21 protein-coding genes and 1 riboswitch are annotated in these 25,633 nt (G+C 44.1%); of the genes, 15 read left to right on the top strand and 6 right to left on the bottom strand.

All coding sequences use genetic code 11. The annotated features are described in order from the left end of the window. Positions 1-205: 205 nt before the first annotated feature. The 3 genes from VL121_RS01410 to VL121_RS01400 all read right to left on the bottom strand — a co-directional run bounded on the left by VL121_RS01410 (position 206) and on the right by VL121_RS01400 (position 3,943). The gene (locus VL121_RS01410; RefSeq protein WP_325401388.1) at positions 206-1,462 is read right to left on the bottom strand and encodes a homoserine dehydrogenase; all 1,257 of its coding nucleotides are present in this window, start codon (positions 1,460-1,462) and stop codon (positions 206-208) included. A gap of 4 nt (positions 1,463-1,466) precedes the next feature. After that, a complete protein-coding gene (locus VL121_RS01405; RefSeq protein WP_325401386.1) occupies positions 1,467-2,534 on the bottom strand; it encodes a homoserine O-acetyltransferase family protein in 1,068 nt (355 codons plus the stop codon). Positions 2,535-2,617: 83 nt separating this feature from the next. After that, positions 2,618-3,943 carry an O-acetylhomoserine aminocarboxypropyltransferase/cysteine synthase family protein gene (locus tag VL121_RS01400; RefSeq protein ID WP_325401384.1) on the bottom strand — a complete coding sequence of 442 codons (1,326 nt, stop codon included), beginning with the start codon at positions 3,941-3,943 and terminating at the stop codon, positions 2,618-2,620. 427 nt (positions 3,944-4,370) lie between these two features. Next, a riboswitch (SAM riboswitch) is annotated at positions 4,371-4,493 on the bottom strand. Positions 4,494-4,750: 257 nt separating this feature from the next. Between VL121_RS01400 and VL121_RS01395 the strand changes: the two genes are divergently transcribed. From VL121_RS01395 to VL121_RS01340, 12 genes are all read left to right on the top strand, one after another. Continuing rightward, on the top strand, positions 4,751-5,485 hold the full coding sequence (locus VL121_RS01395; protein WP_325401382.1) for a phosphoadenylyl-sulfate reductase: 735 nt from the start codon (positions 4,751-4,753) through the stop codon (positions 5,483-5,485). Positions 5,486-5,693: 208 nt separating this feature from the next. Then, positions 5,694-6,602 carry a sulfate adenylyltransferase subunit CysD gene (gene cysD, locus VL121_RS01390; protein WP_325401380.1) on the top strand — a complete coding sequence of 303 codons (909 nt, stop codon included), beginning with the start codon at positions 5,694-5,696 and terminating at the stop codon, positions 6,600-6,602. Between the two features lie 53 nt (positions 6,603-6,655). After that, positions 6,656-7,900 carry a sulfate adenylyltransferase subunit 1 gene (locus VL121_RS01385; RefSeq protein ID WP_325401378.1) on the top strand — a complete coding sequence of 415 codons (1,245 nt, stop codon included), beginning with the start codon at positions 6,656-6,658 and terminating at the stop codon, positions 7,898-7,900. A gap of 53 nt (positions 7,901-7,953) precedes the next feature. Next, the gene (epsC, locus tag VL121_RS01380; RefSeq protein WP_325401376.1) at positions 7,954-8,766 is read left to right on the top strand and encodes a serine O-acetyltransferase EpsC; all 813 of its coding nucleotides are present in this window, start codon (positions 7,954-7,956) and stop codon (positions 8,764-8,766) included. 41 nt (positions 8,767-8,807) lie between these two features. Beyond that, positions 8,808-9,659, top strand: coding sequence for a uroporphyrinogen-III C-methyltransferase (gene cobA / locus VL121_RS01375; RefSeq protein ID WP_325401374.1), 852 nt, complete (start codon positions 8,808-8,810; stop codon positions 9,657-9,659). Continuing rightward, the gene (locus tag VL121_RS01370; protein WP_325401372.1) at positions 9,643-11,340 is read left to right on the top strand and encodes a diflavin oxidoreductase; all 1,698 of its coding nucleotides are present in this window, start codon (positions 9,643-9,645) and stop codon (positions 11,338-11,340) included. The genes cobA and VL121_RS01370 overlap by 17 nt, the downstream gene beginning before the upstream one ends. A 55-nt stretch (positions 11,341-11,395) precedes the next feature. Next, positions 11,396-13,069, top strand: a complete 1,674-nt coding sequence (gene cysI / locus VL121_RS01365) for an assimilatory sulfite reductase (NADPH) hemoprotein subunit (protein WP_325401370.1) — start codon at positions 11,396-11,398, stop codon at positions 13,067-13,069. A 183-nt stretch (positions 13,070-13,252) separates the two neighbouring features. Then, on the top strand, positions 13,253-14,764 hold the full coding sequence (locus VL121_RS01360) for a TSUP family transporter (RefSeq protein ID WP_325401368.1): 1,512 nt from the start codon (positions 13,253-13,255) through the stop codon (positions 14,762-14,764). 180 nt (positions 14,765-14,944) lie between these two features. Beyond that, complete coding sequence (locus VL121_RS01355; protein WP_325401366.1) at positions 14,945-15,382, top strand: OsmC family protein; 438 nt, start codon at positions 14,945-14,947, stop codon at positions 15,380-15,382. Positions 15,383-15,503: 121 nt separating this feature from the next. Continuing rightward, complete coding sequence (locus VL121_RS01350; RefSeq protein WP_325401364.1) at positions 15,504-16,673, top strand: trans-sulfuration enzyme family protein; 1,170 nt, start codon at positions 15,504-15,506, stop codon at positions 16,671-16,673. A gap of 107 nt (positions 16,674-16,780) precedes the next feature. Then, entirely contained in the window at positions 16,781-17,881 is a 1,101-nt protein-coding gene (locus tag VL121_RS01345) for an acyltransferase family protein (RefSeq protein WP_325401362.1), read from the top strand. A gap of 212 nt (positions 17,882-18,093) precedes the next feature. Continuing rightward, complete coding sequence (locus VL121_RS01340) at positions 18,094-18,603, top strand: DinB family protein (protein WP_325401360.1); 510 nt, start codon at positions 18,094-18,096, stop codon at positions 18,601-18,603. Positions 18,604-18,751: 148 nt separating this feature from the next. Here the strand turns inward: VL121_RS01340 and VL121_RS01335 are convergent, their stop codons facing one another. Further along, the gene (locus tag VL121_RS01335) at positions 18,752-19,144 is read right to left on the bottom strand and encodes a GreA/GreB family elongation factor (protein WP_325401358.1); all 393 of its coding nucleotides are present in this window, start codon (positions 19,142-19,144) and stop codon (positions 18,752-18,754) included. Between the two features lie 489 nt (positions 19,145-19,633). Then, entirely contained in the window at positions 19,634-19,996 is a 363-nt protein-coding gene (locus VL121_RS01330) for a putative zinc-binding protein (protein WP_325401356.1), read from the bottom strand. Positions 19,997-20,179: 183 nt separating this feature from the next. Between VL121_RS01330 and queD the strand changes: the two genes are divergently transcribed. The 3 genes from queD (at position 20,180) to VL121_RS01315 (ending at position 23,026) form a co-directional block, all read left to right on the top strand. Further along, the gene (queD, locus tag VL121_RS01325) at positions 20,180-20,536 is read left to right on the top strand and encodes a 6-carboxytetrahydropterin synthase QueD (RefSeq protein ID WP_325401354.1); all 357 of its coding nucleotides are present in this window, start codon (positions 20,180-20,182) and stop codon (positions 20,534-20,536) included. Positions 20,537-20,820: 284 nt separating this feature from the next. Next, entirely contained in the window at positions 20,821-21,522 is a 702-nt protein-coding gene (locus VL121_RS01320) for a Crp/Fnr family transcriptional regulator (RefSeq protein WP_325401352.1), read from the top strand. 112 nt (positions 21,523-21,634) lie between these two features. Then, positions 21,635-23,026, top strand: a complete 1,392-nt coding sequence (locus tag VL121_RS01315) for an APC family permease (protein ID WP_325401350.1) — start codon at positions 21,635-21,637, stop codon at positions 23,024-23,026. 62 nt (positions 23,027-23,088) lie between these two features. On the opposite strand, the gene mutL is transcribed toward VL121_RS01315, so the two are convergent. Beyond that, positions 23,089-24,948 carry a DNA mismatch repair endonuclease MutL gene (mutL, locus tag VL121_RS01310; protein WP_325401348.1) on the bottom strand — a complete coding sequence of 620 codons (1,860 nt, stop codon included), beginning with the start codon at positions 24,946-24,948 and terminating at the stop codon, positions 23,089-23,091. Positions 24,949-25,633 lie beyond the last annotated feature (685 nt).

The raw sequence follows: 25,633 nt of genomic DNA, 5'->3' as shown, positions 1-25,633 counted from the left end.
CAGCAGACCGTGCAGTTAGGTTCAGGAATAATCTGTAAATCCCTTAAAGATAAATGAAAAGTTGCCTCGTTGAGTAACTGCTACCGATAGGATGAGATATCCTTCGGGTTTCGGATTTTACGTCTTCGAATTTGAAATCTGAGTTTTATCTGGTTCTTGTTATTTGGCTCTTAGTGCTTTTCTTTGTTAAGATCACAGAAAAGCATCAGTCCAGTATCCCTGCCAGTTCTAAGCTTTTCTTTTTCAGTTTTCTTATTTCTATATCTTCAATAATGGCATCCGGAGCCAGTATCAGCGATACATTGTTTTCTTTCCACCAGGAAGCGCTTTTGAGGTGATTAAAATGTAATACGCCGGAAAGATACTTCCGTTCACCGGCATGCCACTCTTCAATCCACTCAAATTTTTCACGCGGTATGTTTTTCCAGTCGTCAAAACTCAGGTAAACACGAACATAAAATTCATTGGTAAGCACGGGAGGCGTATGATAATATAGCTTTTTATATTCATAACGGTATCCATAACGAAGCGCGGAAATATCGCTCAGTACCGCCGAAGCGGTAGGAAAACTTCCGGCGCCCTTACCATAAAAAAATTGTTTATCGGCAAAGCTGCTTTCAATAACCACACCATTAAACTCATTTTTTACAAAGGCCAGCGGGTCATCGTGTGTTACAAACTGGGGTAATACAAAAGCGGCCACCATACCATTGTTTAATTTTTTTGCCTGGGCCACTAATTTTATTTCATAATTCCTTTCACGGGCTACCGCAGCATCGGTTAGTTTAATATTTTGAATACCGTTAAAAACAATGTTTTCCGGTTTTTCAACAATGCCATACGCATGGGTTAGCAAAAAGGTCCACTTGTTCAATGCATCCCACCCGTCTACATCTAATGAGGGGTCTGCTTCTGCAAAACCCAGTTGCTGTGCCAGTATTAATGCCTGTTTAAAGTCGAGCTTATCATCAAACATTTTAGTAAGAATGAAATTGGTTGATCCGTTTACAATAGCCCGTATGGAATGCAGCAAATCATTATCATAATACTCCTCCAGGTTTCTTATAACCGGTATAGAAGCGCAGGCGGCAGATTCGCATAAAAAAGGCTGACCGTACTGCTGTTGCATGGCCAGTATTTCGGAAAGGTGTTCCGCAATCATTTTTTTACTGGCGCTTACTACCGCTTTACCATTTTTTAAAGCAGCAGACACTATTTCAAATGCCGGCTCCGATTCGTTGATCACTTCCACGATTACATTGATCTCCGGATCATTGAGCAAATCAAACCTGTTGGTTGTAAACAGGCTGGCAGGTGCGTTTCTTTTTTTTCCGGGATTTTTTATACAAACCTTTTTTATGCTGGCGTGCAGTGAAGGCGTTTGCTCCAGCACCTTATACAGCCCTTCCCCTACCACGCCAAAACCAAATAACCCGATATTCAACTGCCGGTGTGTATTCATGTATTTATTGATTTACAATTTTTAAATAACGCGTTCTTTCTTCTTTTAGAAAAGATTTCAATACCTGCTCAATTTTTTCATATTCCAGCAAAAAGCCATCATGCCCGTATGCCGATTCTATTAAATGATAGGCAGCCCCGGGTATATGATCCGCAATTTTCTGCTGTTCCTCCGGTGGAAAAAGCAGATCGTTGGCAATACCGATCACTAAAGTTTTAGAACGTATTCGCCCCAAAGCTTCCTCTACAGAATTTCTGCCCCTGCCCACATCATGCGCGTCCATTGCCTGGCTGAGCCGGTAATAGCTGAACGCGTTAAAACGTTTGGCCAACTTTTCGCCCTGGTAGCGCTGGTAACTTTCGGCTGCTTCTCCGCCAAAAGGATGAGCAACAGGCCAGGCTGTTTTTTTATCTCTCGGTTGTGTAAGATTATACGTATAATTATTACGGTAGCTCAGCAGCGCGACACTTCTTGCCGCCTTCATGCCCTGTAAACCCGCTTCCGGCATCTTCTCTTTCCAGGTTGCGTCTGTTTCTATACACATGCGTTGCGAAGCATTAAAGGCTATTCCCCACGGCGAATGCTGCGCATTGGTGGCCAGCGCAATTACATGCTCAAACAATCCCGGCTCTTCAATAGCCCACTCCAATAACTGCTGACCGCCCATAGAACCCCCAATGCCAATATGGATGTTTTTAATACCAAGATGTTCCCGCAAAGACCGGTAGCTTCTTACCATATCCCTGGTGGTAAACAGCGGAAAATCGTGATACCAGCGTTCATTGGTTGCCGGGTTAATTTCCAGCGGACCAATGCTGCCATAACAACTTCCGGGCATATTAACACAAATAATAAACCAGGTAGCCGGATCAAATAACTTTCCTTCTCCTACTAACCCCGGCCACCAGTCGGCAGGATTACTGTTGGCGGTAAGCGCATGAAAAACCCATACCACATTATCTTTCCTTGTATTGAGCTTACCCAGCGTTGTATAAGCCAGGTGATATTGTGAAATGGTTTCGCCGCTTTCCAGTATGAAGGGTTCCGTATGTGTAAACACCTGTGTAGACATATTTCCAGCAACTATTATTATTGCATCGTTTGAATTACAAAAGAGGAAACGTGAAACTAAAAGCTTCACGTTTCTTTATTTACTTAGTTTAAAGCGGCTTTTGATGCAAACACTTTTTCAAATGCCTGTTCAAAGTCAGCCTTTATATCCTCAATATGTTCAATACCTACGCTAATCCTTACAAGGTTGGGTGCAACGCCGGCAGCTTTCTGATCTTCTTCTGATAATTGTTCGTGAGTTGTAGATGCCGGATGGATAGCTAATGTTTTGGTATCTCCCATATTGGCAAGGTGACTTACCAGTTGAAGAGAATCTATAAACTTGCGACCATTCTCTTTTCCGCCTTTGATACCAAAGTTTAAAATAGCACCATATCCTTTGGTTAGGTATTTCTTAGCCAGTGTGTGATAGGGGCTGTTTTCCAAACCCGGATACAATACAAATTCTACCTGGGGATGTGATGCCAGCCACTTAGCCAGTGCCATCGAATTTTGCACATGGCGCTCCATACGCAACGAAAGGGTTTCTAACCCCTGCAAACCCAGAAAAGCATTAAAAGGACTCTGACAGGTACCCAGGTCTCTTAACCCTTCCACTCTTGCACGAATAGCAAAAGCAATATTAGGTAAGCCCAGCGGATTGCCTTCGCCAAACACGTCCCAGAATTTTAATCCATGGTACCCTTCACTCGGTTCGGTAAACTGGGGAAACTTACCATTGTTCCAGTTATAATTTCCACCATCCACAATTACTCCGCCAATGGTGGTACCATGACCCGTGACCCACTTTGTAGTAGACTGCACCACTACATTAGCGCCCCATTCAATAGGGCGGAAAAGATACCCGCAGGCGCCGAAGGTATTATCAACAATGAGCGGAAGATCATATTCTTTAGCCAATGCCGAAAATTTTTCAAAATCAGGTATGCTTAAGCTGGGGTTACCAATTGTTTCGAGGTAAATTGCCTTTGTGTTTTTATCAATGGCTTTTACAAAACTTTCCACATTATTAACATCTGCAAACCGGGCTTCTATACCGAGACGCTTAAACGCTACCTTAAACTGGTTATAAGTACCTCCATACAAATGGGAACTGGTTACAAAGTTGTCTCCTGCCTGAAGAATATTATGTAAAGCCAAAAGCTGCGCCGCCTGACCCGATGCCGTTGCTACCGCGGCAACGCCTCCCTCCAGTGCCGCAATTCTTTTTTCAAACACATCGGTGGTAGGGTTCATGATGCGGGTGTAAATATTACCAAATTCTTTTAGTCCAAAAAGATTGGCAGCATGCTCTGTATTATCAAACTGAAAAGCTGTAGTTTGATAAATGGGTACTGCCCTCGACTTTGTTACAGGATCAACTTCCTGACCGGCATGTTGTTGTAAGGTTTCAAAACGATAGTTACTCATGGAAAATTTAATTTATTGAAATGATAAATATTAAATATACAAAAAGAAGCGCTGTGAATACGGGAAAGAGGTTATCAACCTAATGTGGGTTATATGTTAAATGGTATGCCTCACGGCATACAACAACAGCAATCAATGCACAGGCGTACATTGCTGAAATATATACTATTTTTTATTACTGCTGATAACATAGAACTGAATGGAAGGGAGGTAAAATTAAAAGACTTTACCATTATTCCCAATTTTTTTGATTGTTAATTTCTATTATATATTCAGGCCTACCCCGCAGTATTTACCGGCACCATCAAATTATACGGATAGCTACTCCATATACAAAAGATCATGCAGCAAATAAAAAAGCCCTTCCGGCAGTAGCGGGAAGAGCTTTGATAGTATAACCAGTTTAAGAGTAATCAGCTTTTCATCCGACTTATCTGCTCCGCCTGGGCGGAAATGGAATTGGCACCTTTTCCCATACTGTTATAATAACACTATGAAATAGGTTGTCAAGGCTTCGCTGGGCCAGTCCCTCAGCCTTTCTCGATAAGTAATAACAATAAGAACTGGCGCAAAGGTAATATCAAAAAGGTTGAAAAATCAAAAAAATAAATTGTTGCCAAAATAAATTGGCCATATAAAATTCTATATTATCTTTGTCCACCAGTTTAATAGAGTAATCAGAACGCTTTGATGGTAATCATTAAAAAAAATAATTGTTGTTGTTGTTGCCTGTAGTCATTCAACGCAGTTCCACAGGAAATAAATAACTCAACGAATACTTTTGCTTGCTATCAATTTAAGTGTATTATGACTCAGCAGATTCCTCAAAGCGAAATTCAAAGCATTTCACAGCTTACTCAATCGCCGGATATTATTCAAAATCTCCGGAACTTATCGGAGCGCTACCCCGGTGAAGTGGTTTTTTCTACCAGTTTTAGCTGGGAAGACCAGGCAATTACGCATTTCATATTTAATGAAGCACTGAATATACAGGTGTTTACCTTAGATACCGGACGCCTGTTTGCGGAAACCTATTCTACCTGGAGCCGTACACTGGAAAAATATAACCGCACTATTACAGCGTACTATCCCAACAGTTTAACACTGCAGCAATTTGTAGCCGAAAAAGGCCCTAACAGCTTTTATGAATCGGTTGACAACCGCAAGCAATGCTGCTTTATCCGTAAAGTAGAGCCCTTGCAAAGAGCCCTCAAAAATAAAAAAATATGGATCACCGGCATACGCGCCGAACATTCGCCTAACCGCGGCGATATGCAGCCCGTTGAATGGGATGGCGCTAATACCATCGTTAAATACCATCCCCTGCTTCACTGGACAACAACGGAAGTAAAGGCGCTTATCAATGACAACAATATTCCTTACAATCCATTGCACGATAAAGGCTTTGTAAGTATTGGCTGCGCACCCTGCACCAGGGCCATTAAGCCGGGTGAAGATTTTCGCGCCGGCAGGTGGTGGTGGGAAGATACAGCAAAAAAAGAATGCGGACTGCATGTGCATGGGGAGAATGTGAAAATGTGAGAATGTGGAAATGCCTGCCCGACTGAATAGGCGGGTGAAAATGGCGCGGTCGGTACGCAACGAAGGAGCGTCAGACCGCATATAGAATGCGAAAATGTGCTGATTTGAAAACCAGCCCAACGGCAGGCGGGTTTGAAAAGGAGGGAACTTTAAAGATAAATTGATTTGTGGGAATGAACTTTAACTATAACGCAATTAACTGAAATAGATGAATAACTACCATTTAGATTATTTAGACGAACTGGAGTCGGAATCCATACATATTTTTCGTGAAGTAGCAGGACAGTTTGAAAAACCGGCCTTATTATTCAGCGGTGGAAAAGATTCTATTACATTAGTGCACCTGGCGCTGAAAGCTTTTCGCCCCGGAAAATTTCCCTTTCCGCTGGTACATATTGATACAGGGCATAATTTTCCAGAAGCCCTGCAGTTCCGCGATTACCTGGCAGAGCAGATTGGAGAAAAACTAATCGTGCGCCATGTGGAAGATACCATTAAAGCAAAGCGGCTTACAGAACAAAAAGGAAAGTTCGCCAGCCGTAACCAGTTGCAAACCTATACGCTGTTAGATACTATTGAAGAGTTTGGCTTTGACGCCTGCATTGGCGGTGCCCGCAGGGATGAAGAAAAAGCAAGAGCAAAAGAAAGGATATTTTCCGTTCGCGATGAGTTTGGACAATGGGATCCCAAGCGCCAGCGCCCCGAATTGTGGAATATTTATAATGGAAAAATTCATAAGGGAGAAAACGTGAGAGCATTTCCGATCAGCAACTGGACTGAATTAGATGTATGGAATTATATACGGCGGGAAAATATAGCCCTGCCTTCTATTTATTTTTCCCACGATCGCGAAGTACTGGAATACGAAGGCCAATATGTAGCCGTATCCGATTTCATACGGATTGATGAAACAGATGTAATTGTACAGAAAAAAGTGCGCTACCGTACAGTAGGCGATATGACCTGCACGGCGGCAGTAGCTTCCAATGCTTCTACCATTGAAGATATTATCAGCGAAATCATCGCCACCAAAACAAGTGAACGCGGCGAAACACGCATTGATGATAAAGTGTCGGAAGCCGCTATGGAAGACAGGAAGAAGAACGGATATTTTTAAGTGGTAAGACACTGTAAACGATAAACTATAAACAAGAAACTACAAATACACTAATGGACATACTCAGATTTATAACAGCGGGAAGTGTAGATGACGGCAAAAGCACGTTAATAGGGCGTTTGCTGTACGACAGTAAAAACATTATGGTGGACCAGTTGGAAGCCATGGAAAAGCAAACTAAAAACAGGGAGGAAGGCGATATTGATCTGGCCCTGCTTACAGACGGACTGCGTGCCGAAAGGGAACAGGGTATTACCATTGATGTGGCTTATAAATATTTTACCACGCCCAAACGTAAATTTATTATTGCCGATGCGCCGGGGCATATTCAGTACACCCGCAACATGGTAACCGGTGCATCCAATTCCGACCTGGTCATTATCCTGGTTGATGCGCGAAATGGCGTTGCCGAACAAACCCGCCGGCATTCCATTATTGCCTCGCTGCTGCATATGCCGCAGGTGATCGTTGCTGTTAATAAAATGGACCTGGTAGGTTATTCGCAGGACGTGTATAACAATATCGTTATTGAATATGCCAAACTGGCGAAAGCGCTGGAACTAAATAATGTAACCTATATCCCTATCAGCGCGCTGAATGGAGATAATATAGTAGAACGGTCTGTAGCGCTGCAGTGGTACGAAGGTGATCCGTTGCTTCACCTGCTGGAAAACGTAGAAGTACAAAAAGTGATCAACCTGGACAAAGCGCGCTTTCCTGTACAATATGTTATTCGCCCGCAAACAGAAGCATTGCACGACTACCGCGGATATGCGGGTAAAATTATAAGCGGTATCTACAAAAAAGGAGCTGCTATAACCGTTTTACCTTCAGGAGCAACCAGCACCATCAAAGCTATAGAAATAGACGGCGGAAGATTGGTTGACGAGGCATTTGCGCCGCAGGCTGTTGTATTACATACCGAAGATGATATTGACATCAGCCGCGGTGATGTAATTGTACTGAACAGCGATTTACCCCAAACCGCGCAGGAGCTGGAAGTGCTGGTATGCTGGATGGACAGTAAGCCCCTGGTTGCCGGTAATAAATATTTACTCCAAATAAACAGTACAAGAGTAAGAAGCGTAGTAAAGGATATTGCCTTCCGTGTGGATGTGAACTCATTACAGAAAAAAGACAGCCCGGCACAGGTAGAGCTGAATGATATTGTAAAAGTAACCATCAAAACGGCGCACCCGGTGGTATATGACAGTTATAAAGACCTGCGCGTAAACGGAGGGGCTGTACTAATTGATGAAACCAGCAACGTAACTGTAGGTGCCTGTATGATTCAATAACACAACAAAATAATTTCATTTCCTAAATAAACGTATTGCCCGGGCAAAACATCATGTCTCAAAAAACATTCATAGCGCAAATAGCCGAGTGGAAAAATAAAAATTTCTCCGCCATTCCGGACAAGGAACTGGCCACTCTTTTTATTGACGACCTTTTTAGTTTACTATTTCTTCCTGCTACTTTAAGACAGCAGAATCAATACGAGTTAGAGAAAGCTTTCGAATCGCTGAAAAGCCACCTGTCTACATTAGTGTATGAAGTAGTAAAAGATGGTAAAGCAGCGCAAAATGCCAGTGATGATTTTTTTGACGCACTGCCGGGCCTGTACCACACTTTACAAAAAGACGCGCAGGCTATATTCCTGTACGATCCGGCAGCCCAGTCTCCCGAAGAAGTAGTATTGGCCTATCCCGGATTTTACGCAATAGCCGTCTACCGGTTTTCCAACCAGTTATGGAAGCAGCAGGTAAAGATGCTGCCACGCCTCTTTACCGAATACGCACATAGTAAAACAGGTATTGACATACATCCCGGCGCTACCATCGGCGAATCATTTTTCATTGATCATGGCACGGGTATCGTTATTGGGGAAACCACCCTAATTGGAAAGCATGTAAAAATTTACCAGGGAGTAACCATTGGTGCGTTAAGCACTTCCAGGGATAAAGCTACCGGTAAACGCCACCCTACTATTGAAGATAATGTGATCATTTATTCTGGTGCAACAATATTAGGCGGTGAAACCCTTATTGGTAAAAACAGTGTTATCGGTGGAAACGTGTGGTTAACCCAATCCGTTCCACCCAATGTAATAGTGGAACACCATAGCGGCATCATACAAAAAGACAACACGAAACAGGTATAATAATTTTTTTTGATTTAGAAGTCTACAAAACAAGTTAACTAATGATACCGGGGGAAATAACCAAATGGGGGAAAGTAATACTGGCGGCTGCGGGTCCGGGTGATCCGGAACTAATAACGGTAAAGGCTGTACGCTATCTTCAGCAGGCCGATGTGGTATTAACAGACCGGCTGGTAAGCAACGATATACTGAAGCAATACGTTAATCCGTCTGCCCAAATAATATATGTTGGCAAACAATGCCGCCGGGGCATTTCCACTCCACAGCAAACCATTAACCAGTTGATGCTGGATTATGCATGGCAGGGCAAATTAGTGGTTCGTTTAAAGGGAGGAGATGTATCCATTTTTTCCAATATACTGGATGAACTGCAGGTGCTGGTGCAAAACAACATTGCCTATGAAATAATACCGGGTATAACCGCAGCACTGGGCGCCGCTGCCTATGCGGGTATTCCTTTAACAGCAAGAGACCATTCCACGGCGGTGCGGCTGCTTACCTATTACAAATCGGACGTGGTACCCGATCAGTACTGGCAGGAAATTGCGGCCACAAACGATACGCTGGTATTTTACATGTCGGCCGAAACCGTAGAGGGAATCGTATCCAAACTGATCCGCTATGGCGTGGGCAGGGATAAACATATTGCGGTAATAGAACAGGCCACTACTCCTTTACAGCAGGTGCATACCGCAAACATTTACGATTATTTACAACAATTCCGGGGCATGTCCTTCATTTCTCCCTCGCTGGTGATTATAGGAAAAGTAGTAGCCCTGCATGACCAGTTTGCATGGTTTACCAATGCGCCGGAAAGAACACAATATTTTAAATCAATAGCATCATTGCAAAATAATACCCACAATCAGCAAGCACATGTTAGCAGAGCATAGACTAAAAGCATTCCAGGATCTCATTACCCAGTCATCCCGCGAGGAACTCATATGGATGAATGGATTTATTGCCGGATTGGTAACATCCGAAGCCAATGGAACCGGTGCGCCGGAAGAGATGAAGGCCGCTCCCCGCGTTAGCAAAATTTCGATTTTATTTGGCACAGAAACCGGAAACTCGAAAAAGGTTGCTACCGAATTTGCCACACAGGCCAAAAAGCGGGGCATTAATGTAAAACTCAGTTCTATTGATCAGTATCGCATTACCGATCTGGTTAAAGAGGAATATGTGTTTCTGGTGATCAGCACACAGGGAGATGGCGAGCCGCCGGTTACAGCAAAAAAATTCTACGATCATATACACCAGCAACCGCTTGGGCTTGATAAAATGAAATTTAGTGTGCTGGCACTGGGCGACAGCTCTTACCCTATGTTTTGTAAAGCAGGGGAAGATGTAGACTGCCAGTTGAACAAGCTGGGAGCAAAACGTATTGTACCGTTACAAAAATGTGATACGGAATATGCCGAAGAAGCTGCAACCTGGTTTTCGCAGGTAATGAAAACATTAAGCGATGGAGGAAGCAGTAATACGGCGACAGCTCCGGCTAAGAAACCGAAAGGCAAAAAAAACTACACGGGCGTTATACTTACCAATCTTAATCTTAACGACCGCGGCTCCAACAAACAAACCCATCACATTGAAATTACCGTTGATGAAGATGTTCAGTATGAACCCGGAGATTCTATTGGCTTAATTCCGCATAACAGGAAGGAACTGGTAGAAAATATTTTAACGATTACCGGTGTTGATCCTGATACTGCTATCGAATTCAGGAAAGAACGGTATACCATAGCCGAAGCATTAACCCGTAAAATAAACATCATTCATCTCCCGGAAAGAGTGGTAAAACAATACGCGTCTGTTATACACCAGGAAATACCGGATACACGTATAGACCTTATTGACCTGCTGCGCATTTACCCCGTAAAAGACGCGGCGCAGTTTGAACAGGTAATACCCATACTGGAACCCATTGCTCCGCGGTTATATTCCGTTTCCTCATCACCCGAAGCACATAGCGGCGAAGTGCATATTACCGTGGCAAGAGACAGGTTCAGCATTAACGGTGAAACGAAATATGGCTTATGTTCAGATTTTCTTTCCCAGTTGGAACCTGATTCCACAATTGATTTTTACGTACATAAAAACACCCAGTTTAAATTACCTGCCGCTAACAAAGATGTTATCATGATCGGCCCGGGAACAGGTATTGCACCGTTCAGGTCTTTCCTTGCCGAAAGAGATGCTACAGGTGCAGATGGGCGTAACTGGCTTTTCTTCGGAGATCAATGCTTTGTTACCGATTTCCTTTACCAAACGGAAATTCAGAACTGGGCCGATACCGGCGTATTAACGAATGTGCACCTTGCCTTTTCAAGAGATCAGCAATCTAAAATATACGTGCAGCACCGTATGCTGGAGTATGCGGCCGAACTGTGGCAGTGGATTAATGAAGGTGCATATGTATACGTATGCGGCTCAAGAACGCCCATGAGCGCAGATGTAGAAAACGCGCTGATACAGATCGCGCAGCATCATGGCGGCAAGTCAGCAACTGAAGCCTTTTCATTTGTTGAAAACCTGAAAGAAGAAGGAAGGTACTTGCTGGATGTGTATTAGTCAGTGGTAAGAGGTGAGTAGTTAGTTTAAAATAATAATTAGCAAATAAAACAACATGTCTGAAAAAAACAACCTGTCGTCAACCGAACATATAAAAATGAAAAGTGACGGGCTCCGTGGCACCTTAAAAGAAAGCCTGAAAGACCAGATAACAGGCGCCATCCGGGAGGATGACCGGGCGCTGGTAAAGTTTCATGGTATGTACCAGCAGGACGACCGGGACAGGAGAGCGGAAAGAAGCGAAAAAAAATTAGAATGGCTCTATTCCTTTATGATCCGCTTACGCATCCCCGGCGGCTTTATTACCAGTGAGCAGTGGGAAGCCCTGCATCATGTGGCAGGCGCTTATACTACCGGCGTAATTAAAGTAACCACCCGGCAAACCATCCAGTTACACGGCATTTTAAAGTCAAATGTAAAACCTACGATAAAAACATTCAATACCGCTAAATTAGATTCTATTTCGGCGTGCGGTGATGTAAACAGGAATGTAATATGCGCGGCGCACCCAAAATTTTCGGCTGTACACGAGGAGATATTCGGCTACGCCAAAAAATTAAGCCAGCTTGGCCTGCCCAAAACAAAGGCCTACTATGAAGTGTGGTTAGATGAAAAATCGCTGACAGATAAAAAAGAGGAAGAAGATCCATTATACCAGGACAGGTACCTGCCGCGCAAATTCAAAATCGGTATTGCCATTCCACCCAATAATGACGTAGATGTTTTTGCCAATGATTGCGGACTGGTTGCGATATTAGAAAACGACAAACTGGTAGGGTTTAACATTGCCGCCGGCGGCGGTATGGGCGCCACGCATGGTAACGCCAGCACCTACCCGCGGCTGGGTACTGTATTAGGATTTGTTTCGGGTGAAGAAAAAGTTTTAAAAGCCGTTTATGAAATGATTACGGTTCAGCGCGATTTTGGCAACCGCAGCGACAGGAAATTATCGCGGCTGAAATATACGCTCGACAATATGGGCGTGGAAGCTTTTAAAGCCGAACTGGAAAAACGTTGCGGATTTTTGCTTGAGCCCGAAAGACCTTACCAGTTTACCGGGCGCACAGACTTTTATGGCTGGCACAAAAATCATGAGGGCAAATGGTACTATACGGCTTTTGTTGAAAACGGGCGGGTGCTTGATGATGAACAGCAGGCATTAAAAACCGCTTTCCTCGAAATCGCCCAATTGCATAAAACCAATTTCAGGTTTACCTGTAATCAAAATGTCATTATTGCCGATGTAAACAACGAAGATAAACCGGAGATAGACGCGATACTGAGAAAATACAGGATCATTGACCACACCAGCAATGCAAGTCCGCTTCGCAAAGAATCTATTGCCTGCGTAGCATTTAACACCTGCCCGCTGGCCCTGGCGGAAGCGCAGCGTGTTTTACCGGGACTGATTTCCAAAATGGAACCCCTGTTAGATAAGTATGGCTTGCAGGATGACAACATCAGCGTGCGTATGACGGGTTGCCCCAACGGCTGTTCCAGGCCCTACGCGGCGGAAATTGCGTTCATTGGCACCGCTTACGGATACTATAATTTGCAAATTGGGGGCAACAGAACGGGTACAAGGCTCAATAAATTATATAAGGAAAGTTTAAATGAAGAAGGCATCATACAGGAGCTGGATGGCCTATTCAAAATATATAGCGGCAAACGAAATGAAGGCGAAACTTTTGGCGATTTTGCCAAAAGAGTGAAATGGGTAGAATATTAAGCTAATTTGAAAATGCGGGAATGTGGAGGTGCAAAAACCTGCCGGCAGGTCTGGAAATTGACACCTTACACCCTGTAACCTGTAACTTGTAACCTGTAACTTGCAGTATGTAACCTTGTACCCTGAACCACAAACTATAAACAACAAATTATAAACTACCACCGCTTTCACCTAAAGAACGTAATGACTGAAACAACAACCATACAGGAAACCAATCAGCTCTTCCCTGTTTTTCTAAAGCTGGAACAATTGAAACTGCTGATTGTGGGGGCAGGGAATGTGGGGCTGGAGAAGCTGCATGCGGTGTTGCAAAATTCACCTGCTACCGCTGTTACTATTGTTGCATTGGAAATAAGAGCTGAAGTAAAAATCCTGGCAGAAAAATATACCAGCATAACCATCATAGAAAGCGCCTATGATGAAGTATTTTTAAATGATGCCGACCTGGTGATTGTTGCTGTAAACAATAGCGCCCTGGGAGAACAGATAAGATCAGGCGCTCATGAAAGAGGCCTGCTGGTAAATGTTGCCGACACGCCCGATTTATGCGATTTCTACCTGGGATCTATTGTCAGGAAAGGCAATTTGAAAGTAGCCATTTCCACTAATGGTAAATCGCCCACCATTGCCAAACGCTTAAAGGAAACATTTACCAGTATACTGCCCGATGAGCTTGATGATGTACTCCATAATATGGAAGCTATCCGAAAGAAAATGAACGGCAGCTTCGCCAAAAAAGTGCATGAGCTTAATCATATCACCAAAGTGCTTTCCGTAAAGGATATTCCCGAACCAAAGAGCAATAGTGAAAAGCGATGGCGGCGTATTGTAACCTGGTGTTTATTCGCGTTCTTTTTTATGTTCGTTGGTCACCTGGTACTCTCCTATCTTCCCCTGGCAAGTGTTATTGATTCGGTAAAAGAAGGTATGCTGCAATTAGACAGTAAATTTTACTGGATGATTGCCGCAGGTTTTTTGGCGCAAATGGTAGATGGCATGCTGGGAATGGGTTACGGCGTTGTATCTACCACCATATTAATGTCGCTCGGTATCAACATTGCGGCCATAAGCGGCAGCATACATACGGCGGAAATGTTTTCCAGCGGCGCATCGGGCTACACACATTATAAATTTGGAAACGTAAATAAAAGATTGTTTAAAGCATTATTAATTCCTGGAATAGTAGGCGCGGTATTAGGTGCCTTCCTGCTGTCAAAATTCGGCGAGGAGTATGCCGGGTACATTCGCCCCCTTATTGCCTGTTATACCATGCTGCTGGGTGTACGTATTCTTATTCTTTCTTTTAGAAAAAAAACCAAAAAACCAACAAAGGTAAAACGTGTAGGATGGTTGGCAGGTGCCGGCGGATTCTTAGATTCGTTTGGCGGTGGCGGCTGGGGGCCGCTGGTTACCAGCACGCTTATATCCAAAGGCAGGAGTCCGCGCTTTGTTATAGGCTCGGTAAGCATTACAGAATTTTTTGTAACTTTTGCCAGCGCGCTTACATTCTTTACCATGATAGGCGTAAGTCACTGGCAGGTAATTGTTGGACTGATTATTGGCGGACTGGTGGCAGCGCCGCTGGCTGCGAGGCTGGTGGGCAAATTGCCTACCAAAACCATGTTCATGGCTGTGGGTACGATGGTTATTATATGGAGCCTCAGAATATTATTAAAATCTGCAGGCGTATTTTAATTTTCACATCTGCAGCCAAGTGCCTGTACATCAACAGTACCTAATGGCGGTATATACGCAAATGGCTGCATTGATGTTATGCCGCAAGCGCCATTATTTATTTTTAACCATCAGTTAATTCATACAAACAATTAAAAAAACCTGATTGCTTTGTATCTTTGCACCCAAATTTGAAGAGCAATGCCGTTAATGCAATTACACCGCACCCAAAATGATTATGGGTTTACCGCTACAGATTCGGGAGGCAATAACCTGTCTATTGATATTCCTGCGGAACAGGGAGGAAATGGTAAAGGTTTTCGCCCTATGCAACTATTACTGGCCGGGTTAGGCGGATGCAGCGCGGTGGATGTGGTTAGCATACTGAAAAAGCAAAAGCAGCAAATAAAAAACTTTTCTATTGATATAGACGGAGAAAGGGAGAAAGGCAAAGAACCTTCTCTCTGGGAAGAAGTACAGATCACTTTTCAGCTATCCGGGGAAGTTGATCCCGCGAAAGCCCACCGTGCGGTTGAACTGTCTATGAACAAATATTGTTCCGTTGCGGCTACCTTACGTCAGGCGGGAGCAGCATTAAAATGGAAGGTTGTGGTGAATGGAGTTGAGGTTAGTCTATAATATACAAGCTTCAGAAAATGTGAAACCGAGCATCAGCGCAGCCGTTATTCGCCGTGTGCTGCCCATTATATACCCGTCTTTCGCCCTTCACTTTTAGGTAATTTTTAAAAAACTCAAGCAGATGAAGCAACATCCTATTACGCAGGCTGTGCGTATTCAAACTTCCCGTACTAAAGAAATGGAACATAGCACACCTCTATTCCTTACATCCAGTTTTTGTTTTGAAGACGCCGAAGAAATGCGCGCCGCTTTCGCAGGAGAGAATGATAACAATATTTACAGCCGGTTCAGCAATCCTACGGTTCAGGAATTTATTGATAAAATGTGTGCGCTCGAAGGCACGGAAGCAGGATTTGCCACTTCTTCGGGTATGAGCGCCATCTTTGGCTGCTTCATGGCTTTTTTAAACAGCGGCGATCATTTGCTGAGCTGCAAATCCATATTTGGATCTACCCATACCATTGTTACCAAATACCTCCATCGCTGGAAAATAGATTATAGTTACGCGGATATTAACAAACCTGAAACATGGGAATCGCTGATCAGGCCCAACACTAAACTGATCTATGTAGAAACGCCAACCAATCCCGGACTCGATATTGTGGACATGGAATGGCTGGGTAAGCTGGCAAAAAAACATGGCATCATACTCATTGTGGATAATTGCTTTGCTACGCCTATCCTCCAAAAACCTGCTGAGTATGGCGCCGACCTGGTATTGCATTCCGCCACCAAGTGGCTCGATGGACAGGGACGCGTGCTGGGCGGTGTGGTAGTGGGCAGAGAAGACCTGATCCGGGAATTGTATTTATTCTGCAGAAATACGGGTCCGTCATTATCTCCCTTTAATGCATGGATATTAAGTAAGAGCTTAGAAACGCTGGATGTACGCATTCACCGGCATTGCGATAATGCGGAAGCGTTGGTAAAGGCGCTGGATAATCACCCCAAACTAAACTGGATAAAATATCCTTTCCATCCTTCTCACCCTATGTATGCCATTGCCAAAAAGCAAATGACACGCGGCGGCGGCCTGGTTACCTTTGATTTAAAAGGCGGCGTTGAAGGCGGCAAAAAATTCATGGACGCGCTGGAGATGCTTTCACTCACTTCTAATTTAGGTGATACCCGCAGTATTGCTTCACATCCTGCATCTACCACGCACTCCAAACTCAGCGCGGAAGAGCAGGAGTCGGTTGGAATAACGCCCGGACTGATACGCGTTTCCGTAGGACTTGAACATGCCGCTGACATCATAGCGGATATTGAACAGGCGCTGGAGAAAAGTTAAACAAAAGCAGGCCCGCCGTTTAAAAAGGTCAATCCTGCTTTTTTAGCAGGGATCGTTTTCATTTTTTATCTTCATAAGCCTAAACCGCTTATTATTTTAAAAAGTGTATGGAAAAACAAAAACGATTGCTTTCTGTTGACGCCCTCAGGGGCTTCGACATGCTGCTCATTTCCGGGGGAGGTGCTTTTTTAGTCCGGCTCAAAGGTACTACCGGCTTGCAGTGGGTAGATGAGTTGGCGGAACAGCTTACTCACCCCGCATGGAACGGCTTTACTTTCTACGATTTTATTTTCCCTCTCTTTTTATTTACGGCAGGTATTGCTTTATCTTATTCCATACAATCCGGGCTAAGCCGGGGCATGAACAAAAAAGAATTGTACAGGAAAGCCTTCCGCCGTATGCTTATGCTTATTGTACTGGGCATACTAGATAAAAATATTCCGCTGAATATATTTGGTCCCGGGCAAATCCGCTATGGCACCGTACTGGGGCGTATAGGACTGGCTACTTTTATTACCACCCTGCTTTACCTGAACCTTTCCTCCAAACAAAGACTTTACTGGGTGGGCGGTATATTAATGGCTTATTGTGCCGCTCTTTTTTTGATACCTGTTCCGGGCTATAACGCCGGCGATCTGTCTTTTGAAGGAAACCTTGTGGGGTGGTTCGACCGTACCTTTATGCCCGGCCGCCTGCTGCAAAAAACCTACGATGAAAACGCGTTGCTTACACAGCTGCCCGCACACTGCCTTGCGGTTTTAGGCGCATTTGCAGGCGATATACTCCAAATGAAAAAATCTGAATACAAAAAATTACAGTACCTCGGTATAACGGGTGTAGCAGGCATTGCACTGGGATTGTTATGGAGCACCTTTTTCCCGATCAATAAACATTTGTGGACAAGCTCATTTATTTTACTTACCGGCGGAATGGCTTTTCTTTTGCTGGCATTATTTTACTGGGCCATTGATGTACTGGGTTACCGTAAATGGGCCTTCTTTTTAAAAGTGATTGGCATGAATTCACTTGTCATCTATCTTGGCACCCGTTTTATAGATTTTGATTACAGCTCAACATTGCTTTTTGGCGGATGGTATATGCACATAGCTGAAAAATGGCAGCCCGCCTGCAACGCGCTGGGTTCGCTGCTATTGGTTTGGCTGCTTTTATATTTCCTGTACAGGAAAAAAATATTCATCAAAGTATAGAGAGATAAATACATAGGCACAATAGAAACACAGGAACACAGTAGACAAGAATAAGAAAAACTATGTGTTCCTATGATCCTATGTGTTAAATTCTATAACTGAGTTTGTGAATAACATTGGATATATCCCAAACTTCTTCTATTTACGGTATTGCTATTAAAAACCATTTATACCTTTGCCCATATTATTATCATTATTAAAAATACATCATCATGCGGCCCCTTCCTTCAGACTATGCTCCCTTTTATGAAACCTATGTTTCATTGGTAAAAAGCGATGATATTAAGCAGGCGCTTTCCGCTACCCTTCCTGACATAGAGAACTTTCTGCAATCGATACCCGAAAATAAAAGTGATTATGCCTATGCGGAAAATAAATGGACGGTGAAGCAGGTATTGCAGCACGGCATAGATTCCGAAAGGGTTTTTGCCTACCGTGCCATGTGTATCGCCCGTGGCGAAAAACAGCCGCTGCCCTCCTTTGATGAAAATCTGTATGCAGAAAATGCCACCGTTCAGCACCGCTCCTTGCAGGGGCTAAAGGAAGAGCTATTGTTACAAAGAAAATCCTCCATATCATTATTTGAGCAGTTCACCGGCAATATGTTGCAGGCAAGCGGTATAGCAAGCGGCAAACCCATTACCGTGCTGAGCCTCGGCTATATTATTGCCGGGCACTGGCAGCACCACCAGCAAATACTGGCTGAGCGGTACCTTGGCTAAGCACCAGCCCGTCACACATCCTGCACGCTGTAATACCCAGGGTAATTCCTGAAGGCTGTATAAAATAAATGAAGGGAATAAAGGCGGTTAAACACAGCACCTTCATTCCCTTCCAGAAAACACTTTATATTTTCTGCCTACCTGCTCCTTAATAAAACGCTTCTACAGGCGTAACCACATTAATAATAAAAAAATAGCGTACCCCTTTGCTGGTATTCCATTTTAACTCCTGCCCTTTACGCATGCCGAGCAAAGTAGAACCCAATGGACGGAACACATTATCTGTATTGATGATTTTTGTGCCTGGTTCGGGTACAGCTAACCGGTAGTGAAAATTTCTTCTTCCTCCTTTATCACGCAAAAGCAATAAGGAGTTGAGCCGGGCGGCATCATTATCAAAATCGGCATAGCTCACTATCTCTGCCTGCTGTAGTTTTTCTCTTATGGCATCGGAACCAGGTAATGCTGTATCCGATTCCAGTAATTTTTTTAGTACATCCGCGTCTTCCTGCAGAAGCATGGGTTTTTGCATTTGTTTCATGATGATAATTATTGATTAGATGATGAATAGATTTTATGCCTGCCGGGATTACCTGCCAGGCATGTTTGCAACGAACAGCCTGCTACAACAGATCACTCATTGCGGAATAAATGGTTGGGTAAATAATAACATGCCGTAAAACCCATAACCGTATTACCTGCTGAACAGCAAGTGGTGGCTTTTATCCCATTAAAATAAAAGTGATTACCCCGCGCCGGAATGATACTAGGCCGGGGTTAGCGTATTGAAGTCTTTGAAGTTGGAGAAGAAGTACATCTTCAGACGGGCGTACAGCGGTTTAGCTGTAAGATCAGGCATTCCCGTGAGCTTAAAAGATGATATGTAAAACATTTTTTTCACTACCGGCGAATATAGCCAATTAAGTCATGCGCAGCATGCCGGAACTGTTAATCCTGTACTATTGCCGCCTGTAGCGGGTTAATGCAGACTTTAATAACATCAATCAATACACAATGAGGTGTGCCAGCCTTATATTTTGCGCAGCGTACTTCGTACGGATGCCAGTATATGCTGCGCCTGTTCCGGATTAAAGTTTCCATGCTGTATTTTTTTTACTCCCAGCCTGGAAAGTTCTATATGTACCGTAGGTTCAATGCCATGATTAGCGAGGCATGCTTTTGCACAGGACAAAGGACAACCATCGAGTACAATAATTTTCCTTCCCGACAAAGCGGTCTTTACCAATTTTTTTACATTGCCTCCCACACCCACAATGCACGACATTTCCGCATCTCCTGCCCTGTCGGCGGTAACCGCTATATAATTGGCCATTTGCGCCGCACTGGAACAACCCGAACAGGAATAGATCAATGGTTTCGTTTGTATGTTCATGTATTCAAGAAATCAACTATAAAAATTACAGCAAAACTATACGCTTCGCTTTGTATACGTTTTATGGGCTGCTGCTAAAAGCCCATTAGCTGCGTTTTCGCATATTCAAAAATATAGCACGTATTATCTTGCACCGGAACCGGTAAATATTATTATACCTGCTAGTGACATACCTGTTATTCTATGCTGATATTTAAAGACTTTACATTTGATGCGGCTCATTTCCTTCCCGGGCTTCCGGCTACGCATAAATGCGCAATGCTTCACGGCCATACCTATCATCTCAGGATTTACGCCGAAGGTGTTCCCGGGACACAATCGGGATGGGTTGTTGACTTTGGTGAAATAAAAGAAAGCGTTCATCTCGTACTGGAACAATTAGATCATAAATGCCTGAACAGCATACCCGGACTGGAAAATCCAACCTGCGAGCTGATTGCCATATGGATATGGCAACGGTTAAAATCCCGGCTGCAGCCGCTGGCCCGTATAGAGCTGCGTGAAACACCCACCAGCGGCGTAGTATACGATGGAACATAATACACATCTGAATGATGCGTAGTTACCTTTGAAAGCCGAAGTAATCTCCCAATGGCGGAGGCTGGCTTCGGCGTGGGTAGTTGCGCTAACTTCCGGCATCCGTTTACGCCCTGCAAAGAAGGGACTTTATGTGAACGCCGTTGACGGTAGCTGCAACATGATAAAAATCAACATACTTTTCTACAGAAGTCAGTTTTTTTAAAGCATACAGGTAGAAACTTTGATAATGGAGGCCCGGGCATAACCTATGTTAGTTATTTCCGGTTTCCCCTGTTTATACACATATGGCCCAACCTAATCCAAGATGCAATACCTGTCGTGTTAGAAATTGTTCTGTACTCAGCAACTGTTCAAACAATATCCTGGAAGCATTATCTGACAACAAAGAATATCTTCATTTTCAGAGGAGAGAACGCCTCCTCATTGAGGGACAACACGGAGGAGGCATTTATTTTATCAGGTCGGGTATAGCAAAAATAGAAGTGAATGGTAAAAGCGGGCGCCCGCTGATCCTTCGCCTGGCGGGCGCAGGGTCTGTTTTCGGACACCGGATACGCGGCAGTAATAATGAACAACCTTTATCAGTAGAAGCGGTTGAAGATTTATATGTATGCCATATCAGCCTTGCATACTATGATCAATTAGTTGAAAAAAGCCCTGCGCTTCACAGCGGGATGATGCAATCGCTGCTGAACGAAATACGGCAGGTAGAGCTGCATGCCGTGCGCCTCACCCATCTTTCCGTTAAAGAAAGGGTAGCAGGAACTTTATTGCATATTGCAGCATTATACCAGTATCAACCCGGCAGTAACGGCATTCGCGTGCACTTAGAGCGGCAGGACCTGGCCGATCTTTCCGGCACTACAAGAGAACAGGTATCCAGGATGCTTTCCGGGTTACAGCAAGGCGGCTATATAAAATACAGGGGAAAGCATTTCAAGTTTTTCAACCTTCCCGGTTTGCAGCAAATCGCAGCCCTCTATTAAAACACCTTAGAACGCTGCCGGGTAAGCGCCTTTTAAAATTCTTATCCTTAAACCCGCTCACTTCCCGTCTTTATTTGTATTTTAACCGCTTTATTATTTACAAAACGGGCTTATGAGCATTCCTTCCCAACTTAACCGAACCCTTGGTTTACGTGTAGCCATTATAGTGGTAATGGGCAATATTATAGGTTCGGGCGTATATAAAAAGGTGGCGCCCATGGCTGCTGAACTGCATTCGCCCGGATGGGTGCTGGTCTGCTGGCTGCTGGGTGGGGTCATTACCCTTATGGGAGCGCTCTGTAATGCCGAAATTGCCAGCATGCTGGCCGATACCGGTGGCGAATACGCGTATTATAAAAAAATTTACGGCCGCTTCTTTTCCTTCCTGTACGGCTGGTCGAACTTCGCCGCCATTAAAACCGCCGCGGTGGCCGGCATAGCCTATGTTTTTGCGCAGTCGCTGCACAGTATCATACAACTTCCGCCGGTACTGGCATCATGGGCGGATATTAATATTGCAGGTGTATTTTATCCTTTCGCAGGCTTTAATGTAAAGCTTGCAGCCATTATATTGATTGCCCTGCTCACCTGGATCAATACTACCGGGCTTAAAACTGGTGCCGGATTAAGCATCATACTCATGTTGCTGGTTTTAGCGGGCATAACGCTTATTGTAGTATCCGGACTAAGCAGTTCGCAGGCCAACCTGCCATCAGCCTTTAGCATGGAAACATCCAATGCGATGCCGGTTACGATGAGTGCGGTATTTACTGCCATGCTGGCTGCGTTCTGGGCATATGAAGGATGGAACTCGGTTGGATTTCTGGGTGGGGAAATCAAAAATCCGCACCGCAACGTGCCAATAAGCATTACCATTGGCCTGCTGCTGGTGATTACACTTTACTTCTTAGTTAACATGACGTACCTCGCCGTACTGTCTACACCAAACATAGAACGGGTACATGCCGCCAATAACACCATTGCCGCTGTGGAAGCCGTAAAGGTTTTTGCGGGCAGCACGGGCGTATTCCTTATTTCATTATTGATACTGGTAACTACATTAGGCTGCACACATGCCACTATTTTGAGCAATGCACGTACGTATTATGCTATGGCAACCGAAAAAGTATTTTTTTCAAAAGTAGCCAGGCTAAATAAAGCAAAGGTGCCGGGTAACGCGTTATGGTTCCAGGGCGTATGGGCATGCTTACTGGTATTGTCGGGTACTTTCGATCAGCTAACCGACATGCTTATTTTTGCCGCCTTTATATATTACGGAGCCACCACTTTAGGCGTATTTATTTTAAGAAAAAAGATGCCCGATGCGCCAAGACCCTATAAAGTGTGGGGTTATCCTGTTGTTCCGGCGCTATTCATTTTGTTCTGCATTTTGCTCGTAAGCAATACCCTTATTGAACGGCCCCGTGAAGCAGGAATAGGATTAACGCTGATATTACTAGGCGTTCCGTTTTACTGGTGGTTCAGAAGAGGGAGGAAGGTGTGAGGTTTCAGGTGTGCATGCTGTCTGACACTCCTTTGTGGCGTACCGACCGCCACATTTTCAAATTATCTCCCAAACATCCGTTCTAAATAATCGTTCTTAAACGCGATGTAGGTGGGATTTCCGGAAGCGGTAATATTGGGCTGATCACAGGCAAACAATTCTTCCGCCAGTGCCTTCATTTCTTTTTGCGCCAGGTAACGGCCGGGCTTTACGGCATGCTGCCATGCAAGACTGCGTATGAGCTTCTCCCGTTTGGAAAATTTTACATCGCTGTTAAAATGCTTGAATTGCTCCAGCATTTGTTCAATGGCTACTTTTTCATTTCCCTGGTCAACATCGGCGGGTGTACCCTGTATTACAAAAGTGTCTTTCCCGAAAAGTTCTATCTCGTATCCCAGTACATGCAAATCGGGCAAAAGATCCTGGAGCAATACGGCATCGGGTGTGGTAAGTGGTATGGTTAACGGAAATAAGCTGCGCTGAGTTGCAATAGGTTTGCCTTTGGCGGCGGTAACGTACCGCTCATACAAAATTCGTTCATGCGCTGCCTGCTGATGGATCAATATAAAGCCCTGGTTGGTGGAAGCCGCGATATAGGCGGCGTGTATCTGCAACAGGTCTGCATTCTCCAGCAATTGCAACGAGTGACCCGTGCCTGCTGTACGGCCAATAGCAGCACCCTCCTGTTCATATTCCAGTTTACCGGCAACGGCATCCTGCCCGGTTGCCGCTTTACCGGCTTCAGGAAAAAAATCTTTCCAGTGTTTTAACCCGCTTTTGCTTTCTATCAGGTGGGCCTGGTTTTTTTGTGTGAAGGTATTGTACAATGCCGAAGCCGCGGCATGCTCTTTCTTTTCTTCCGTAAATGGCCGGGCAACCGCGTCTAACTGCTGAATACCCGGATCAAGATCAAAATTAAGTGTGGGCATTATACTGAATTGCGCCAGCGCGTGTTTTACAGCAGCCTGCACAAAAGCATAAATAATTTTTTCGTCTTCAAATTTGATCTCCTGCTTGGTGGGATGCACGTTGATATCTATCTGCGCGGGATCCAGGTCAATGAATAATACATACATCGGAAAGCTATCGGCTGGTATCATTTGCTGGTAGGCGCTCATTACCGCATGATTCAGGTAGGCACTCCTGATAAAACGGTTATTCACAAAAAAATACTGATCGCCCCTTGTTTTTTTTGCGATATCGGGTTTGCCGGCAAAGCCATACACATTCAGGTAATCAGTCATCTCCTGCACATTTACCAGCTTAGCCGTATAGTTGCTGCCCAGCAAATGAACGATCCGTTGTTTAAGGGAACCGCTTTCAAGATGGTATATTTCCTGACCGTTAGCGGTAAGTGAAAAGGAAATTTCGGGAAAGGCCATAGCTACCCGGGTAAACTCATCTACAATATGCCGCATTTCCACAGCATTGCTTTTCAAAAAATTTCTGCGGGCAGGCACGTTAAAAAAAACATTTTTCATAGCAATGCTCGTCCCTACCGGAAAAGCAACCGGTTCCTGTTTTTTTACCTGGCTGTTTTCTATTTCAATATAAGTGCCGGTTTCTTCTTCCGCACGGCGGCTTTTCAGCTCCACCTGCGCCACGGCAGCAATGGAGGCCAGCGCTTCTCCCCTGAAACCCATGGTGCGTATACGAAACAGATCATCAATATTATTGATCTTGGATGTGGCGTGGCGCTCAAAACTCATGCGGGCATCTGTTTCGCTCATACCACTGCCGTTATCTATTACCTGTATCAGTGACTTTCCCGCATCGGCAACGATCAGTTGTATTTCCGTTGCGCCGGCATCTACGGCATTTTCCAACAGTTCCTTAACCGCGCTTGACGGGCGCTGGATCACTTCACCGGCTGCTATCTGGTTGGCAATATTATCGGGTAATAACTGGATACTGTCTGACAAAACCTTTAAATTTAACCGCAAAAATACGGGTTGAAAATGTGAGAATGTGGGAAATGTAAAAATGGGGCGGTCGGTATGCAACAAAGGAGCGTTAGACCGCATGTAGGGGAATCTAAACTAAAGTATAAAAATCACAGGTGAAAAAGTCGCTTTAAGCCATAGCCCGCTACTTTAAAAGCTCCATAAAGTGAAAACAGTCCGGAATAACCTACTCCCAGATAAGCAAACAGTTTGGACCACCAATAAGGTGAAAAATTAATCATTGCAAGGCAAATAAAAAGAAGCGCAACAGACACAAATAGCCACTGCAGCTCAAACTGCAGATCATTATTCTTCATTTTATGAAAAACAATTTCGGAGAGAGAAATAATTGCCAATAATCCGCTAAAGGTTAATAGCAACCATAAAAAAAAATCTGCCAAAATAGATGGGAGAGAGAAATTAACAGAACACAACTTAAAAAAACAAGTAAGGTACCCATTAAAAATTCTAATTGGGCTCTAAAGTCGTTGTCAGGTAATCTAAATAATATTACACCCGGAATTAGGCAAAGAGCAGCGAACCCAAAACAAATGATGACAGTTAAGCAAAGAATATTTACCCATAAAAAATGTGAAAACCAGAATGTTACCAAACAAACGGCAACGATAGCAAGACATGCAGAGACTACCTGCAATTCAACTTT

This window comes from Agriterribacter sp., from assembly GCF_035497235.1.
Classification (GTDB): Bacteria; Bacteroidota; Bacteroidia; order Chitinophagales; family Chitinophagaceae; genus Agriterribacter.
Note: the sequence above shows the minus strand (reverse complement) of the source record. Positions and strands in the feature narration are given on the sequence as shown.